Below are 14,884 nucleotides of genomic sequence, written 5' to 3'. Positions count from 1 at the left end.
TCCGATGCACGTCTCGAGAGGACCGGAGCCAGCAGCTGGCCCACGCTGGGAAGGCGCACCGCCAGACGCACGCGCTACCCCTCCGCGCACTCCACCCGCGCCCACACCAGCTTCCCGTCGTCGTGGTGGCTCACGCCCCAGTCGAGGCAAATCTGGTCGACCAGCAGCAACCCTCGGCCGCCTCCGCGGTCGGGGACGCGCAGCTTTGGCTCTCCGCCTGCTCCGTGGTCGGCCACCGCCACCGTCACCTCGCACGGGTTGTGTGCGTGGTGGATGCGCAGCTGCCGGGGGCCGCCGCCGTGGAGGTATGCGTTCTCCAGCAGCTCTACGACCACGATCAGCGTGTCGACCAGGTCTGTCTCGCGGAGCCTGCCGAGCTTGGCCTCGGCCCACCTGCGGGCCGCGCTCAGGCCCGTCCGGTCGGCGCCGGCGACGTCCAGGACGTGCCATCCCGCCTGGTCGGCTCCACTCCAGCTCACGCGCACTCTGCGTTCCTCCTGTCACCCCGCTTACCCCGATCGGCGGCGTTTACCCGCGGCATTAGGGGGGCTTAGGGGTCGTTGGCCCGCGTCGGCGCTGGCTAGCTTGGCCGGGAGGAGCCTCCGAGAGGAAAGGCGGTGGGACGACATGGTCGCCCCCCTGGACCACGCCGGGGAGAACTGGTTCCGCCGGTTCGCCGCGGCACCCGAGGCGAAGGCGCGGCTGGTCTGCCTGCCGCACGCCGGCGGCTCGGCCCCGTTCTACTTCCCGGTGGCGAAGGCGCTGGCCCCGGACATCGAAGTGCTCGCCGTCCAGTACCCGGGGCGGCAGGACCGGCGGCACGAACCCTTCCTGACCAGCATCGACGCGCTGGCCGAGCGGGTCGCCGGACTACTGCATGACCACGCCGACCGGCCGCTCGCCCTCTTCGGGCACAGCATGGGCGCGATGGTCGCCTACGAAACGGCCCGCCGGCTCGAGCGGGCCGGGAGAGACGTCGCCGCGCTGTTCGTCTCCGGGCGGCGCGCGCCCTCGCGGGTGCGGGACGAGAGCGTGCACACCCGGACCGACGAGGGCGTCATCGCCGAGCTGCGGCGGCTGAGCGGCACCGACGCGGACCTGCTCGGCGACGACGACGTCGTCCGCATGATCCTGCCCGTCGTGCGCAACGACTATCGCGCCGTCGAGACCTACCGGTACACCCCGGGCGCGCCCCTGAACGCGCCGATCGTGGCCTTCACCGGCACCGACGACCCGATGGCCACCGTCGACGAGGTCGCCTCCTGGGCCGATCACACCGCCGGCAGCTTCGAGCTGGTGGAACTCGCCGGCGGGCACTTCTTCCTCACCCGCCACCAGGACGTCATCCTGCGGCGGCTCGCCGACGAGCTGGGAGCCGTCCATGCCTGAGGCACCCGTCGCGTTCGCCAACCGGCTCACCGAACTGCGGGAGATCAAGGACGCCGCGCGTCGCGGGCCCGACGACGCCGCCACGCAGCGCCAGCACGACCGCGGCAAGCTGACCGCGCACGAACGGATCGAGCTGCTCCTCGACCGGGGCTCGTTCACCGAGCTGGAGGCCCTGAGACGGCACCGCGCCACCGGGTTCGGCCTGGAGCAGCGCCGCCCGCACTCCGACGGCGTCGTCTGCGGCTGGGGCACCGTCGACGGCCGGACGGTCTTCGTCTACGCCCACGACTTCCGCATCTTCGGTGGCGCGCTCGGCGAGGCGCACGCCCAGAAGATCCACAAGGTGATGGACCTCGCCGAGGCCGCGGGCGCGCCGCTGGTGTCGCTCAACGACGGCGCCGGGGCCCGGATCCAGGAGGGCGTCACGGCGCTGGCCGGCTACGGCGGCATCTTCCGGCGCAACACCCGCTGCTCCGGCGTGATCCCGCAGATCTCCGTGATGCTCGGCCCGTGCGCGGGCGGCGCGGCGTACTCGCCCGCGTTGACCGACTTCGTCTTCATGGTCCGCGAAACCTCGCAGATGTTCATCACCGGCCCCGACGTCGTGCAGGCGGTCACCGGCGAGGAGATCACGCAGAACGGCCTCGGCGGCGCCGACGTGCACGCGGAGACCTCGGGCGTCGCCGCGTTCGCCTACGACGACGAGGCGACCTGCCTGGCCGACGTCCGGTACCTGCTGTCGCTGCTGCCGGCCAACAACAACGAGGCTCCGCCGCACGTGCCCACCGCCGACCCGGCCGACCGCCGCACCGACCGGTTGCTCGAAGTCGTGCCCACCGACCCGGCCCGCGCCTACGACATCTGCGACGTCCTCGCGGAGATCGTCGACGACGGCGAGTTCCTGCAGGTGCACGCGGGCTGGGCGACCAACGTCGTGTGCGCGCTCGCCCGGCTGGACGGTCACGTCGTCGGGATCGTCGCGAACCAGCCCGCCGTGCTCGCCGGGGTGCTCGACATCGAAGCGAGCGAGAAGGCCGCCCGGTTCGTGCAGACGTGCGACGCGTTCAACATCCCGCTCGTGACGCTGGTGGACGTCCCCGGCTTCCTGCCCGGCGTCGATCAGGAACACGGCGGGATCATCCGGCACGGCGCGAAACTGCTCTACGCCTACTGCAACGCCACCGTGCCGCGGGTACAGCTCATCCTGCGCAAGGCCTACGGCGGCGCGTACATCGTGATGGACTCGCGTTCCATCGGCACCGACGTTTCCTTGGCCTGGCCGACGAACGAGATCGCCGTGATGGGCGCCGAGGGCGCCGCGAACGTGATCTTCCGCCGTGAGATCAACGCCGCCGATGACCCGGAAACCGTGCGCGCGCTGAAGATCAAGGAGTACCGCACCGAGCTGATGCACCCGTACTACGCGGCCGAGCGCGGCCTCGTGGACGACGTGATCGAGCCGGGCGAGACGCGGGAGCTGCTGATCCGCTCGCTCGCGATGCTCCGCACCAAGCACGCCGACCTCCCGGCGCGCAAGCACGGGAACCCGCCGGTCTGATGGGCGAGCCGGTGGTGCGGGTCCTGCGCGGCGCGCCCGACGAGACCGAGCTGGCGGTGCTGATCGCGGTCCTGGCCGCGGTCGGCGCCCAGCCCGCCGCGCCCACCGAGCCCCAGACCGCGCGCCCGCGGCAACGGCCCCGGTTCCAGCCGGCGACGAGCTGGCGGACCCGCCGCTGAGTGCAAGTTGTCGTGAGTGAGAAACAGGGTTGGAACACCGTTTCTCACTCACGACCTCAGGTGCGGACGGTCGTGCTGTCCAAATAGGTCAGTACCGCGCGGATGCGGCGGTTCTGGTCGCGGCTGGCTTCGAGGCCGAGCTTCGCGAAGATGTTGCTGATGTGGTTCTCCACCGCGCCCTGCGTGACGACCAGGCCCTTCGCGATGGCCGCGTTCGACAGTCCCTGGGCCATCAGCCCGAGGACCTCCGTCTCGCGAGCCGTCAGGCGTTCGAGCGGGTCGCGGTTGCGGGACAGCATCTGGGCGACGACGTCCGGGTCGATCGCCGAGCCGCCGTCGGCCACCCGGCGGACCGCCTCCAGGAAGTCCGCCACGTCGGCGACGCGCTCCTTCAGCAGGTAGCCCACGCCGGACGTGCCCTCGGCGATCAGGTCGACCGCGTAGCTGCCCTCGACGTACTGCGACACCACCAGCACCGGCAGGCCCGGCACCTCCTTGCGCGCCGCGATCGCCGCGCGCAGGCCTTCGTCGGTGAACGTCGGGGGCATCCGGACGTCGGCGATGACGAGGTCCGGCTGGTGCTCGCGCACGGCGACCAGCAGGTCGTCGCCGTTGGACACCGCGGCCGCGGTCTCGATGCCGACGTCGGCGAGCAGGCTCTGCACGCCGGCCCGCAGCAGGACCGAGTCTTCGGCGATGACGACACGCATTTCGCTCTCCCGGGAGTTCACCAGCGGACGGGCAGGTCGGCGCGCACCACCGTGGGGCCGCCCACCGGGCTGACCACGGTGAGCACGCCGTCGATGGTCGCGGCCCGGTCGGCGAGGCCGGCCAGGCCGCCACCGGGGCGGACGTCGGCGCCGCCGTGACCGTTGTCGACGATCTCGACGACCACGGTCTCGTCGTCGCGGGTCACGCGCACCGATGCGCGGTCGGCGCCCGCGTGCTTCGTGATGTTCGTCAGCGTCTCGCTGACGATGAAGTACGTCGTGGTCTCGACCGGCGCGGGCGGGCGCGGGTCGACGCTCACCTCGACGTCGACCGGGATCGGCATCCGCGCGGTCAGCGACGACAGCGCCGCGTCGAGGCCGCGGTCCTGCAGCACCGGCGGGTAGATCCCGCGGGCGAGGTCGCGCAGCTCGGACACCGCGAGCTTGGCGTCCGCGTGCGCCGCGCCGATCAGCTCGCGCACAGCGGCGGGGTCATCCAGGTCGAGCTTCAGCTGCGCGCGGCCCAGGCTCATCGCGACGGCCACCAGCCGCTGCTGCGCGCCGTCGTGCAGGTCGCGTTCGATGCGCCGGCGTTCGGCCTCCACGGCATCGACGCCGCGGGCGCGCGAGTCCGTCAGCTGCCGCGTGCGGGCTTCGAGCTGCTGCGTCCGGTCCGGCCCCAGCATCGACGCCGTCAGCGCGGCGTGCATCGCGCCGATCCGCGGCGCCACGAAGATCCCGAACGGCGGCACGGCGACCGAGACGATCCCGGCGACGAACTCGACGATGCCCAGCGGGAACGCGAGCAGCACGTAGTTCACCTCGCGCCAGGTGGCCTGGTCCACCAGCCGGACCTGCCACGTCTGCAGCAGCCCGGGGCCGTGTTCGCGGCGCCGCGGCGGCGGGACGTCGACGCCGAGCATGGTGCGCACCCAGCGGCGTTCGAAGTCGGCGAAGCCCTGGACCATCGACGTGGCCGTGATCAGGATCGGGATGCCGACCCACAGCATGGTGGTGGCGATCCCGAGCAGCATGGTGACCAGCACGACCACGAAGGTGGCGATCCGCACCGGCAGGCTCCCGATGAGGAACCCGATGGTGCGCACCACCTTCGGCCGCCCGGTCACCGGCATCGCGCGATCCGTTCCAGCTCCGGCACGAGGTCGTCCAACGTCGGCGTCGCGAGCATCTCGTCCCGGACCTCGAGCGCGCAGTCCCGGAAGGACGGTTCGTCCAGCAGTCTTTCCAGTCCACTTCGGACGGACTGCGGTGTGACGTCCTCGAGGTCGAGCACCAGGCCGTTGCCGCGCTTCTCCTGCGCGACGGCGGACACCCGCTCGCTCCACGTCGTACCGGGGATGACGAGCTGCGGGACGCCGTTGACGACCGCGTTGCCGATCGTCGCCCCGCCGCCCTGGTGGATGATGGCCGAGCAGCTCGCGAGGAGCTCGTTCATCGGCACGAAGTCCACCGCGCGCACGTTGTCCGGGATCTTCTGCACCGACGCGAGCTGGGCCGCGTTGAGCGTCGCGATCACCTCGACGTCGAGGTCCGCGAGGCCGTCGAGCAGGTCGGCCACCGACGTCTCCTCGACGCCGAGCACCTGCCGGTTCGAGATGCCCAGTGTCAGCATGACCCGCCGGCGCTCGGGCTTTTCGAGCACCCACCGCGGGATCGCCATCGGCTTGTTCTGCGGGATGAACCGCGCCGGCACGTAGTCGACGTCGACGCCGTCGTAGCGCAGGTAGGACGGGTGGCAGTCGAGGGTCTTGACTCCGTGGCGCAGGGCCTCGTCGTACGACGCGCCGAACCGGCCCACGGCGGCGGACATCCACTCGACGAACGGGTCCGGCGCGGTGTCCTCGGGGTGGGCCGCGCGCAGGTCGCGGTACTGCGCGGCGATCCGCGCGGTCTGGTCCGCCGCGTACATCATCCGCAGGTGCGGCACGCCGAGGACATGCGCGACGATCGGGGCGGCGTAGATCATCGGATCCCACACGACCAGGTCGGGCTGCCAGCCCTTGGCGAACCGGACGAGCTCGTCGAGCAGGGAATCCGGGGTGGTCCAGCGGAAGACCTCGACCCAGTGCTCGTAGACCGTGCGGACGTACTCCTCGGTGTAGCGCTCGGGCCGGCTCTCGGAGATGCGGAAGCCGCCCTGCATGGCGTTGTCGCCGTCCATCTGCAGCTGCCGGTGGCGCGCGATGTCCAGCTCGTCGCCGAACCACATCGCGTCGAGGCCGGTTTCGGCGAACGACGCCACCTCGCGCGGGTTGCACTGGCCGACGAAGCGCACCTCGTGCCCGGCCGCGGCGAGCGCCCAGCCCACCGGAGCCATGCTGTAGACGTGCGTCCTCGTCGGGAACACCATCATCATGACGCGCATCGACGCACTCTCCGAACTCGGGGGCGGAACACCGCTACAAGGAAAAGGTAGTGCCGCCGCGCCGCCAGGCCGACCCGGCAGCCCACCGGTAGGGGTCCGAACCCCTGTTCCGGCAAGGATTCCTTCCGCTGCGCTCCGTCATGCGCTAGGCAGGTCGAGCAGGCTTAGAACGGCTTTAGACGCCCCTTAGGGGCTGGTTCCGACGGGCTCGCGGCGACTAGACAGGAACGTGGGTCCGGCCGCGTGCGCCGGGGCGAGGGAAGCGAAGAGGTGATGAGCATGGCCGTGGCACCCATCGCGAAGGGCTGGGTTCCCTTCGGCGGGTACCGCACCTGGTACCGGGTCACCGGCACCGCCGGGGGCGAGCTGCCCGCCGTCGTCGTGGTGCACGGCGGGCCGGGGAGCACGCACGACTACCTGCTGAACCTCTGCTCGCTCGCCGAGCACGGGTGGCCGGTCGTCCACTACGACCAGCTGGGCAGCGGCGGCTCGACGCGGCTGCCCGGCAAGGGCGCGGACTTCTGGACGCCGGAGCTGTTCGGCGACGAGCTGGACAACCTGGTGCAGCACCTGGGCATCGAGGACAACTACGTCCTCTTCGGACAGTCGTGGGGCGGCCTGGTCGTCGCGCGGCACGCCGCGCAGCGCCCGGACGGCCTGCGCGGGCTGGTGATCGCCGATTCGCCGGCGTCGTACCCGCTGTGGCGCCAGGAGATGGACGTGCTGCGGGCACAGCTGCCCCCCGGCGTCGACGACCAGCTGCGGGCGCACGAAGCCGCCGGCACCACCGACGCGCCGGAGTACTTCGAGCTGATGCGCGCGTTCTACGACCGGCACGTCTGCCGCGTGCTGCCGTGGCCGGCCGACTACCTGGCCTCGTTCATGGAGATGGCCGACGACAACACCGTCTACGCCACGATGAACGGCCCCAGCGAGTTCACCGTCACCGGCACGCTCAAGGACTACTCGGTGATCGACCACCTCGACGACATCGAGGTGCCGACGCTGCTCGTGTCCGGGCGGCACGACGAAGCCACCCCCGTCACGATCCAGCCGTACTTCGACCGGATCCACGACGTGCGCTGGGAGATCTTCGAGGACTCCAGCCACGTCCCGCACCTCGAGGAGCCGGAGCGGTTCCGCGAAGTCCTGCTGGGGTTCCTCGAGGACATCCAGCCCACCGCACCCGCGAGCCGGGTCGCCGAACGAGAGGTCGCCAGCCATGGATGAGGCCACCCGGCCGGGATCGGCGGTCGTCTTCCCCGGGATGAGCCCGTGCCGCTTCGCCGACTTCGGCAAGTTCCTGCTCATCAATCCCTTCGCCCGCAAGCTGATCGCGCAGGCGAACGACCGGCTCGGCTATTCGCTGGTCGACCGCTTCCGCGAGACCGAGGGCGACTACTCGGCCTACGCGCAGGTCGGGTTCATGCTCACCTGCGTCGCCCTGGCCCAGTGGGCCGAGGAGGAGCAGGGGATGAGTCCGGACTACTGCACGGGTCCGAGCTTCGGGGAGAAGCCGGCCAGCGTGTACGCCGGGTCGCTGACCTTCGGAGACGCGGTGTGGATGACGGCGGAGCTCGCCCGCTGCCTCACCGAGTTCTTCGCGACCGAGTACACCGACGTCGTGACGCACTCGTTCGTCCGCACCCCGGAGGAGAAGCTGACGGACGCCCTGTCCCAGCTGGAGGGGAAGGGCGAGTGGTTCGACATCTCGTGCTACATCGACCACGACTTCTACATGGTCTCGCTGCGCGAGAAGAACCTCGACTGGCTCAAGCAGACGGTCCGCAGCATGGGCGGGCTCTCCCTCTACACGATGCGGCCGCCGTTGCACTCGCGCGCGTTCGGCGCGCTGCGGCGCAAGGCGGAAGACGAAGTGCTGGGCGACCTGGACTTCCACGACCCGCTGCTGCCGATCGTCGCCGACCAGGACGGCGCGATCCTGCGCAGCGGCGAGCAGGTGCGCACGATGCTGCTGGACAGCATCGTCAAGCCGTTGCGCTGGCCGGACGTCGTGTCGACGCTGGCGGACAACGGCGTGCGCAAGCTCTGGGTAGCGGGGCCCGACACGCTGTTCGGGCGCGTCCGCGTCACCACGAGCCGCTTCGAGGTCGTGACGGTGAACCCGCGCCTGGCCCTGCAGCCCCGCCGCCGGGGCGCAGGACCCTCGCGCGTCAGCTAGCGGGCTGCAGGGCGGCCAGCGTGGTCCACAGCCGGCCGGGGTTCTCGAACGTCTCCAGGTTCAGGGCGTCGTCCTCGAACCGCACGTTGTAGCTCTGCTCCAGCACGGAAAGCAGCTCCACGGTGGCGAGCGAGTCCAGCCCGTACTCCCGCAGCGGCGTCTCGGCGGTCAACGCCTCCTCGGCAGGCAGGAACGGGAGGTACGAGCGCAGCGTCTCGTCGAAAGTGCTGTCCCACATGGCTACTCCGGATCGCTAGGTTGGGATCTACCGAGAGGAAACCGACCGCCCGGTTCGGTTTTGGACTCTACCGCGCGTCGCCGTCCCGGATCGACGCATCGGCACCCCTATTACTAATGCGGAGGACGACGATGGACACGAGTCTCCCCAGCGGGCCGCACACGCGGTTCCTGCGCGGCCTCGAACGCTCCGGTGGCGGCGTGGCCGTCCACGTGGGTGACCAGGCGCTGACCTACGAACGGCTGCACGAGCTGGCGCTGCGGTGGGGCGGCGCGCTCGCCGAACGCGGCGCCCGCACCGTAGGGGTGCTGGCGGGCAAGGGGGTCACGGCGTACGCGGGGATTCTCGCGGGGCTGTACGCCGGCGCGACGATCGTCCCGCTGCGCCCGGACTTCCCGGCCGCGCGGACGGCCCAGATGGTCGAAGCCGCCGGGGTCGACGTGATCGTCGCGGACGAGCGGGGTCGCGCGGTGGCGCCGGAGGGCGTTCCGGTGCTCGGCGAGCCGCGGGCGTCGCAGGCGTTGTCGGCGCCGCTGACGCCGACGTCGGAGACCGCGTACGTGCTGTTCACGTCGGGTTCGACCGGGCGGCCCAAGGGCGTCCGGATCGGGCGCGCGGCGCTCGACCACTACTTCGGCCTGCTGGACGAGCGCTACGACTTCACCCCGGACGACGTGTTCTCGCAGACGTTCGACCTGAACTTCGACTGCGCGATGTTCGACCTGTTCTGCGCGTGGGGCGCGGGCGCGCCGGCGGTCGTGCTGCCGGGCGGGGCGTACCGGAACCTGCCGCGGTTCGCGGCCGAACGCGGGCTCACCGTGTGGTTCTCGACGCCGAGTGCGATCGACCTCGTGCGCCGCACCGGCGGCCTGACCCCGGGCGCGTTGCCCGGGCTGCGGTGGAGCTTCTTCGCGGGCGAGGCGCTGACCGTGCGGGACACGGCCGACTGGCGAGCCGCGGCGTCGTCGTCGATCGTGGAGAACCTGTACGGGCCCACCGAACTGACGGTGACCGTGTCGGGGTACCGCTGGGACGACGTCGAGACCCCGCGCGTCGCGGTGAACGGCGTGGTGCCGATCGGTTCCGTGCACGCGGGGCACGACTACGTGCTGCTGGGCTCGGACCCCGACGAGGGCGAGCTGTGCATCGCGGGACCGCAGATGACCCCGGGCTACCTGGACCCGGCCGACGAGCAGGGCCGGTTCCTGGAGCACGACGGCCAGCGCTTCTACCGCACCGGCGACCGCTGCCGTCGCCTCTCCGGCACGGATCTCGCCTACCTCGGGCGGCTGGATTCGCAGGTCCAGGTGCTGGGCTGGCGCATCGAGCTGACGGAGGTCGAGCACGCCCTGCGCGACTGCGGCATCCAGGACGCGGTGGCGCTGGGGGTGGCCGGGGACGCGGGCACCGAGCTGTTCGTGTTCTACACGGGCGGGGAACGCCCGGTGCTGGAGCTGGTCCGCGCGCTGCGGGCGGTGTTGCCGGAGGGCGTGATCCCGCGGCACTACCGCCACGTCGAGGAGTTCCCGCTGAACTCCAACCGCAAGATCGACCGCAAGACCCTCGCGGCCCGCGCCGCCGACCTCCTGGCCCCGGCCCCCGTCTGAGCAGTCTCCCGCAGCGGTCGTGAGTGGGAAACAGGGTTAGAACACTGTTTCCCACTCACGACCGCTTTGGCGTGCCCGGGCCCGGGAGGGTGGTTAGGGGCCGTTAGGGGTGTGGATCCGCAGGTCGGCGCCGCTAGCTTTCGGAGCGTCGGAGGGCTGTCTTCCGCCCGGCACGGTGATCCTTCGAGGAGTGGCAGTCGTGAACGATTCCTTGGTCCATTCTCTGCTCGACGCCGCGGCGGCCGACGCGGCCGGGGCGTCGGCGGTCCGCGACCGCGCCGGTGCGTGGACCTACGCGGAGCTCGACGCGTGGAGCCACGCCGTCGCCGTGGTGCTCGCGCGCCGCGGGGTCGGGCACGGCGACCGCGTCGTCGTGCAGCTGCCCACCGATCGCGCGCTCGTCGCCCTCTTCTACGGCACTTCGCGCCGCGGCGCGGTGTTCGTGCCCATCAACCCGGCGATGAAGAAGTTCCACTTCGACTCCGTCGTGGCCAACGCCGAACCCGTGCTGGTGCTCACCCTCGACGAGTTCAGTCCCTTTTGGACAGAGGTCGAGACGGCCCGCGGCACCAAAGCAGAAGCCGTTGAGGTGAGCGAAGACGACATCGCCGTTCTCGTCTACACCTCCGGCAGCACCGCCGCGCCGAAGGGCGTGATCGGCCCGCACCGCCAGGTCACCTTCGCCACTCGCGCGATCCAGGAAGTCCTCGGCTACCGCCGCGACGACGTCGTCTTCTGCCGGTTCCCGATGTCGTGGGACTACGGCCTCTACAAAGTCCTGATGGCCACCGTCGGCCGCAGCGAGATCGTGCTCGCCGACGCCGAGTCGGACCTGCGGCTGCTGCAGCGGATGCGCGAGGTCGGGGCCACCGTCGTGCCGATCGTCCCGTCGCTCGCCACCATGATCGCCACGCTCGCCGCCCGTGACACCGCACCGGCCGCGCCCGTGCGGCTGTTCACCAACACCGGCGCCGCCCTGCCCGACGCCACCATCGCCCAGCTTCGGAAAGCCTTCCCGCGAGCCAAAGTCGTCCGCCAGTTCGGGCAGACCGAGTGCAAGCGGATCACGATCATGCCTCCCGAAGAGGACACCGAGCGTCCCGGCTCGTCCGGGCTGCCGCTGCCCGGCACGTCCGTGCTGATCCTCGCCGCCGACGGCACCGAGCTGCCGGCCGGGGACATCGGCGAGATCGTCGCCGCGGGCCCGCACGTCATGCCCGGCTACTGGCGTGCGCCGGAGATCTCCGCCCGCGCCTTCCGTCGCGACGAGGCCACCGGCGAGCTCCGCTTGCACACCGGCGACTACGGCCGCCTCGACGCCGACGGCTACCTCTACTTCGAGGGTCGCCGCGACGACATGTTCAAGCGCAAGGGCATCCGGATGTCCACTTTGGAAATCGAGGCGGCGGCGATGGACATTCCGGGGGTCCGCGCGGCCGGTGCGATCCCGCCGAGCGACACGCGGGACCTCGCCCTCTGCGTCGAGACCGACCTGCCGCCCACGACGGTCCTGCGCGAGCTGGCCAAGCGCCTCGAGCCGCAGAAGGTCCCGTCGCTGTGCCACGTCGTCGAGGAGTTCCCGCTCACCGCGCACGGCAAGAACGCCACGAAGGAACTCGCCCTGCTCGTGGAAGGCGCCCGCAAATGAGCCGCGACATCGCCGCCGAACACGGCACGCCCACCTACGTCTACGACCTCGACGTCGTCGCCGAGTCGCGCGACCAGCTGTTCGGCATGCTGCCCGAAGGCTTCCAGCTGTTCTACGCGCTTAAGTCCAACCCCCATCCCGAAATCGCCCGCGAGCTGCGCCGCGGCGGTTGCCGCGCGGAGATCAGCTCCACCGGCGAGCTGGCCAACGCACTGCAGGCGGGGTTCGACCCGGCCGGGATCCTCTACACCGGACCCGGCAAGACCGACGCCGAGCTGGAGCACGCGATCGCCACCGGTGTCCGGCTGTTCTCCGTCGAGTCGCTGACCGACCTGCAGCACGTCGGGGCCGCCGCGGAGAAGCACAGCGTCACCGCGTCCGCGCTGCTGCGCGTGAACACCACCGCGAGCAGCGGCGGCACCGGCATCCGGATGATGGGCCGCCCGTCGCAGTTCGGCATCGACGCCGAGACGCTGCCCGAGATCATGCCCGCACTGAAGGCGGTACCGGGCGCCCGGGTCGTCGGCGCGCACTTCTTCACCATGAGCAACGCCCAGGACGAGGACGCCCTGCTCGGCGAGTACGAGTTCGTCCTCACCTCGGCCGCGCGGCTGCGCGACGAGGTCGGGCTGCCCCTGGAGATCCTCGACATCGGCGGCGGGTTCTCCTCGCCGTACGCGGTCCCGGGCCCGCGCACCGACTACCCGAAGCTCCGCTCGGGCCTCGAGTCGCTGCTCGACCTGCACCTGCCCGAGTGGCGCGCCGGCGGGATCGAGCTGGCCTGCGAGTCCGGCCGCTACCTGTCCGGCAGCTGCGGTTCGCTGCTGGCCGGCGTGGTGAACGTCAAGGACAGCCGCGGCAGCCGGTTCGTCGTCCTCGACGCCGGGATCAACGTCGTCGGCGGGCTGTCCGGGATCGGGCGGCTGCTGCCCGCGGCCGTCGGCATCGAGGAAGCCGGTGACGTGCCGGGCAGCCTCGTCGGTCCACTGTGTACTCCCGGCGACTCGCTCGCCAAGGCGGCGAAGCTGCCCGAGCTGGCTCCCGGCGACGTCGTCACCGTGCCCAACGTCGGCGCCTACGGCGTCACCGCGAGCCTGATCAGCTTCCTCGGCCGGCCCGCGCCGACGGAGGTCGTGGTGCGCGGCGACGAGGTCGTCTCGGTGTCGCGGTTGGACTACCAGCGTGTCTACGAGGTTTCGCCATGACAGAAGAACTGCACTCCTACGGCGGCGGAGTCGCCACCGGGCCTTCCCGGCGCACGGTGATCGTCAGCAGCATGGCCTCGGACGCGCACACGTGGAACCTGGTCTACCTCGAACTGCTCGTCGGCGAACTGGGCTTCGACGTCGTGAACCTCGGCGCGTGCGTGCCGGACGAGCTGCTGGAGTCGGAGTGCCTGAGCCGCCGCCCGGCGATGCTCGTGCTGAGCAGCGTCAACGGCCACGGCCACCAGGACGGCCTGCGCGTCATCCAGCGGCTGCGGGCGTTCCCCGAGCTGCGGGCGATGCCGGTGGTGATCGGCGGCAAGCTCGGCGTCGGCGGCGCGCTGACCGCGGAAGAGACCGCGCAGTTGCTGCTCGCCGGGTTCGACGCGGTCTTCGACGACCAGCAGGGTGCGGCGTCGTTCCGCCGGTTCGCCGCGACGCTTTCGGCCGGGGCGACCCAGGTGGAGGCGTGAGCACCGCCGACGTGCTTCTTCCCGCGGAGGCGGCATGAGCTTCGAAGAGTTCGTCGCGCGACGTCATGCTGCCGGCGAACTCGTCGTGCAGCCCCGCATGGGGTTCGCGGATCCGGCCGTCATGCGCGCCGGGCTGGCCGCCACGAAGAGTGCGGCCGCCGCGACCGTCGGCACTGTGACGCTCGACAGCTACACCCGGGTCTGCGACACCGCGTCCGTGGCGCACGCGCTGCGCAACGGGATCGCCCTCAACGGCTACCCGATCGTCAACCACCCGGCCGAGGTCACCCGCGCGATGCTCGACGGCCTCGAAGGCCCGGACTTCCCGGTGCAGGTGCGCCACGGTTCGGCGCGGCCCGCGGACATCTTCCGCGCGATGATCGCCGCCGGCCTGCACGCCACCGAGGGCGGCCCGGTGTCCTACTGCCTGCCCTACAGCCGGACGCCCCTCGACGAGAGCGTGCGCAACTGGGCGGAGTGCTGCGACCTCCTGCTGGCCGCCGGTGGCCGGCCGCACCTGGAGACGTTCGGCGGCTGCATGATGGGCCAGCTCTGCCCGCCGAGCGAGCTGGTGGCGCTGTCGGTGCTGGAGGCGTTGTTCTTCTACCGCAAGGGTGTGCGCAGTATTTCGGTGAGCTACGCGCAGCAGACGAACATGACGCAGGACCAGGAGGCGGTCTCCGCGCTGCGCCGGCTGTGCGCCGAGCTGCTGCCCGAGGCCACCTGGCACGTCGTGATCTACGCCTACATGGGCCTGTTCCCGCGGACGTCCGACGGCGCGCGGAGCCTGCTCGGGACGGCGGCGGAGCTGGCCGTGAGCACCGGGTCGGAACGGCTGATCGTCAAGACCACCGCCGAGGCGCACCGGATCCCGACCGTCGCGGAGAACGTCGCAGCGCTGGAACACGCGGGCGCGGCGGCGCGGACGGTCTCCGGTAAGGCCACTGTGGACAGTGACAACCAGGTCTACCGCGAGGCGTACGCGCTCGTCGACGCCGTGCTGAACAGCCATGCCGACCTGGGCCGCGCGATCGTGGTCGCGTTCAAACGCGGCCTGCTCGACGTCCCGTACTGCCTGCACCCGGACAACGCCGGGCAGGCACGCAGCTACCTCGACCCGGCGGGCCGGCTCGGCTGGTCCCAGCTCGGGTCGCTGCCGCTGCGCCGCGTGGTGGAGAGCCACCACGCGGGCCGGATCACCTCGTCGACGCTGATGTCGGCGCTTTCCCACGTCCAGAACACCTTCGACGCCGAGGCGCTGGAGCAACCGATGAGAGCGATTGGGGGCGAGTCGTGACGAGTTCACGCC

15 protein-coding genes are annotated in these 14,884 nt (G+C 71.2%); 10 read left to right on the top strand and 5 right to left on the bottom strand.

Translation table 11 applies throughout. From position 1 onward, the window contains the following. Window positions 1-74: 74 nt before the first annotated feature. On the bottom strand, window positions 75-479 hold the full coding sequence (locus OG738_RS04160; protein ID WP_329051354.1) for an ATP-binding protein: 405 nt from the start codon (window positions 477-479) through the stop codon (window positions 75-77). 148 nt (window positions 480-627) lie between these two features. Here OG738_RS04160 and OG738_RS04155 point away from each other — a divergent pair, with 148 nt between their 5' ends. From OG738_RS04155 to OG738_RS04145, 3 genes are read left to right on the top strand one after another with little or no spacing between them, the layout of a single operon-like run. Next, a complete protein-coding gene (locus tag OG738_RS04155) occupies window positions 628-1,389 on the top strand; it encodes a thioesterase II family protein (protein ID WP_329051352.1) in 762 nt (253 codons plus the stop codon). Next, window positions 1,382-2,947, top strand: a complete 1,566-nt coding sequence (locus OG738_RS04150; RefSeq protein ID WP_329051351.1) for an acyl-CoA carboxylase subunit beta — start codon at window positions 1,382-1,384, stop codon at window positions 2,945-2,947. The genes OG738_RS04155 and OG738_RS04150 overlap by 8 nt, the downstream gene beginning before the upstream one ends. Continuing rightward, on the top strand, window positions 2,947-3,126 hold the full coding sequence (locus OG738_RS04145; RefSeq protein ID WP_329051349.1) for an acyl-CoA carboxylase subunit epsilon: 180 nt from the start codon (window positions 2,947-2,949) through the stop codon (window positions 3,124-3,126). Before OG738_RS04150 ends, OG738_RS04145 begins: the two co-directional genes overlap by 1 nt. A gap of 56 nt (window positions 3,127-3,182) precedes the next feature. Here the strand turns inward: OG738_RS04145 and OG738_RS04140 are convergent, their stop codons facing one another. The 3 genes from OG738_RS04140 to OG738_RS04130 are packed head-to-tail and all read right to left on the bottom strand — an operon-like array spanning window position 3,183 to window position 6,222. Beyond that, a complete protein-coding gene (locus OG738_RS04140) occupies window positions 3,183-3,836 on the bottom strand; it encodes a response regulator transcription factor (protein ID WP_329051347.1) in 654 nt (217 codons plus the stop codon). A 17-nt stretch (window positions 3,837-3,853) separates the two neighbouring features. Then, on the bottom strand, window positions 3,854-4,969 hold the full coding sequence (locus tag OG738_RS04135) for a sensor histidine kinase (RefSeq protein WP_329051346.1): 1,116 nt from the start codon (window positions 4,967-4,969) through the stop codon (window positions 3,854-3,856). After that, window positions 4,960-6,222 (bottom strand): nucleotide disphospho-sugar-binding domain-containing protein, encoded by a 1,263-nt coding sequence (locus tag OG738_RS04130; RefSeq protein WP_329051345.1) that lies wholly within the window; start codon window positions 6,220-6,222, stop codon window positions 4,960-4,962. The genes OG738_RS04135 and OG738_RS04130 overlap by 10 nt, the downstream gene beginning before the upstream one ends. Window positions 6,223-6,501: 279 nt before the next feature. Between OG738_RS04130 and OG738_RS04125 the strand changes: the two genes are divergently transcribed. Both OG738_RS04125 and OG738_RS04120 read left to right on the top strand, forming a co-directional pair. Further along, on the top strand, window positions 6,502-7,452 hold the full coding sequence (locus OG738_RS04125) for a proline iminopeptidase-family hydrolase (protein WP_329051343.1): 951 nt from the start codon (window positions 6,502-6,504) through the stop codon (window positions 7,450-7,452). Beyond that, entirely contained in the window at window positions 7,445-8,404 is a 960-nt protein-coding gene (locus OG738_RS04120; RefSeq protein WP_329051341.1) for an ACP S-malonyltransferase, read from the top strand. The genes OG738_RS04125 and OG738_RS04120 overlap by 8 nt, the downstream gene beginning before the upstream one ends. Here the strand turns inward: OG738_RS04120 and OG738_RS04115 are convergent. Continuing rightward, window positions 8,397-8,642: a phosphopantetheine-binding protein gene (locus tag OG738_RS04115; RefSeq protein ID WP_284750721.1), complete on the bottom strand. Its 246-nt coding sequence runs from the start codon at window positions 8,640-8,642 to the stop codon at window positions 8,397-8,399. The genes OG738_RS04120 and OG738_RS04115 overlap by 8 nt on opposite strands. Window positions 8,643-8,773: 131 nt before the next feature. Here OG738_RS04115 and OG738_RS04110 point away from each other — a divergent pair, with 131 nt between their 5' ends. The 5 genes from OG738_RS04110 to OG738_RS04090 all read left to right on the top strand — a co-directional run bounded on the left by OG738_RS04110 (window position 8,774) and on the right by OG738_RS04090 (window position 14,872). Beyond that, complete coding sequence (locus tag OG738_RS04110; protein ID WP_329051337.1) at window positions 8,774-10,249, top strand: AMP-binding protein; 1,476 nt, start codon at window positions 8,774-8,776, stop codon at window positions 10,247-10,249. A 199-nt stretch (window positions 10,250-10,448) separates the two neighbouring features. Continuing rightward, window positions 10,449-11,897 carry an AMP-binding protein gene (locus tag OG738_RS04105; RefSeq protein ID WP_329051335.1) on the top strand — a complete coding sequence of 483 codons (1,449 nt, stop codon included), beginning with the start codon at window positions 10,449-10,451 and terminating at the stop codon, window positions 11,895-11,897. Beyond that, window positions 11,894-13,102 (top strand): type III PLP-dependent enzyme, encoded by a 1,209-nt coding sequence (locus OG738_RS04100; RefSeq protein WP_329051333.1) that lies wholly within the window; start codon window positions 11,894-11,896, stop codon window positions 13,100-13,102. Before OG738_RS04105 ends, OG738_RS04100 begins: the two co-directional genes overlap by 4 nt. Beyond that, window positions 13,099-13,575, top strand: coding sequence for a cobalamin B12-binding domain-containing protein (locus OG738_RS04095; RefSeq protein ID WP_329051331.1), 477 nt, complete (start codon window positions 13,099-13,101; stop codon window positions 13,573-13,575). The genes OG738_RS04100 and OG738_RS04095 overlap by 4 nt, the downstream gene beginning before the upstream one ends. Before the next feature lie 34 nt (window positions 13,576-13,609). Then, entirely contained in the window at window positions 13,610-14,872 is a 1,263-nt protein-coding gene (locus OG738_RS04090; protein WP_329051330.1) for a methylaspartate mutase, read from the top strand. Window positions 14,873-14,884 lie beyond the last annotated feature (12 nt).

Source organism: Amycolatopsis sp. NBC_01488, from assembly GCF_036227105.1.
Taxonomy (GTDB): domain Bacteria; phylum Actinomycetota; class Actinomycetes; order Mycobacteriales; family Pseudonocardiaceae; genus Amycolatopsis.
Note: the sequence above shows the minus strand (reverse complement) of the source record. Positions and strands in the feature narration are given on the sequence as shown.

What these genes read in the sequence shown, in the direction of transcription:
- OG738_RS04155 (WP_329051352.1), top strand. Translation starts at nt 628, where the DNA reads ATGGTCGCCCCCCTGGACCACGCCGGGGAGAACTGGTTCCGCCGGTTC.
- OG738_RS04150 (WP_329051351.1), top strand. Translation starts at nt 1,382, where the DNA reads ATGCCTGAGGCACCCGTCGCGTTCGCCAACCGGCTCACCGAACTGCGG.
- OG738_RS04145 (WP_329051349.1), top strand. Translation starts at nt 2,947, where the DNA reads ATGGGCGAGCCGGTGGTGCGGGTCCTGCGCGGCGCGCCCGACGAGACC.
- OG738_RS04140 (WP_329051347.1), bottom strand. Translation starts at nt 3,836, where the DNA reads ATGCGTGTCGTCATCGCCGAAGACTCGGTCCTGCTGCGGGCCGGCGTG.
- OG738_RS04135 (WP_329051346.1), bottom strand. Translation starts at nt 4,969, where the DNA reads ATGCCGGTGACCGGGCGGCCGAAGGTGGTGCGCACCATCGGGTTCCTC.
- OG738_RS04130 (WP_329051345.1), bottom strand. Translation starts at nt 6,222, where the DNA reads ATGCGCGTCATGATGATGGTGTTCCCGACGAGGACGCACGTCTACAGC.
- OG738_RS04125 (WP_329051343.1), top strand. Translation starts at nt 6,502, where the DNA reads ATGGCCGTGGCACCCATCGCGAAGGGCTGGGTTCCCTTCGGCGGGTAC.
- OG738_RS04120 (WP_329051341.1), top strand. Translation starts at nt 7,445, where the DNA reads ATGGATGAGGCCACCCGGCCGGGATCGGCGGTCGTCTTCCCCGGGATG.
- OG738_RS04115 (WP_284750721.1), bottom strand. Translation starts at nt 8,642, where the DNA reads ATGTGGGACAGCACTTTCGACGAGACGCTGCGCTCGTACCTCCCGTTC.
- OG738_RS04110 (WP_329051337.1), top strand. Translation starts at nt 8,774, where the DNA reads ATGGACACGAGTCTCCCCAGCGGGCCGCACACGCGGTTCCTGCGCGGC.
- OG738_RS04100 (WP_329051333.1), top strand. Translation starts at nt 11,894, where the DNA reads ATGAGCCGCGACATCGCCGCCGAACACGGCACGCCCACCTACGTCTAC.
- OG738_RS04095 (WP_329051331.1), top strand. Translation starts at nt 13,099, where the DNA reads ATGACAGAAGAACTGCACTCCTACGGCGGCGGAGTCGCCACCGGGCCT.
- OG738_RS04090 (WP_329051330.1), top strand. Translation starts at nt 13,610, where the DNA reads ATGAGCTTCGAAGAGTTCGTCGCGCGACGTCATGCTGCCGGCGAACTC.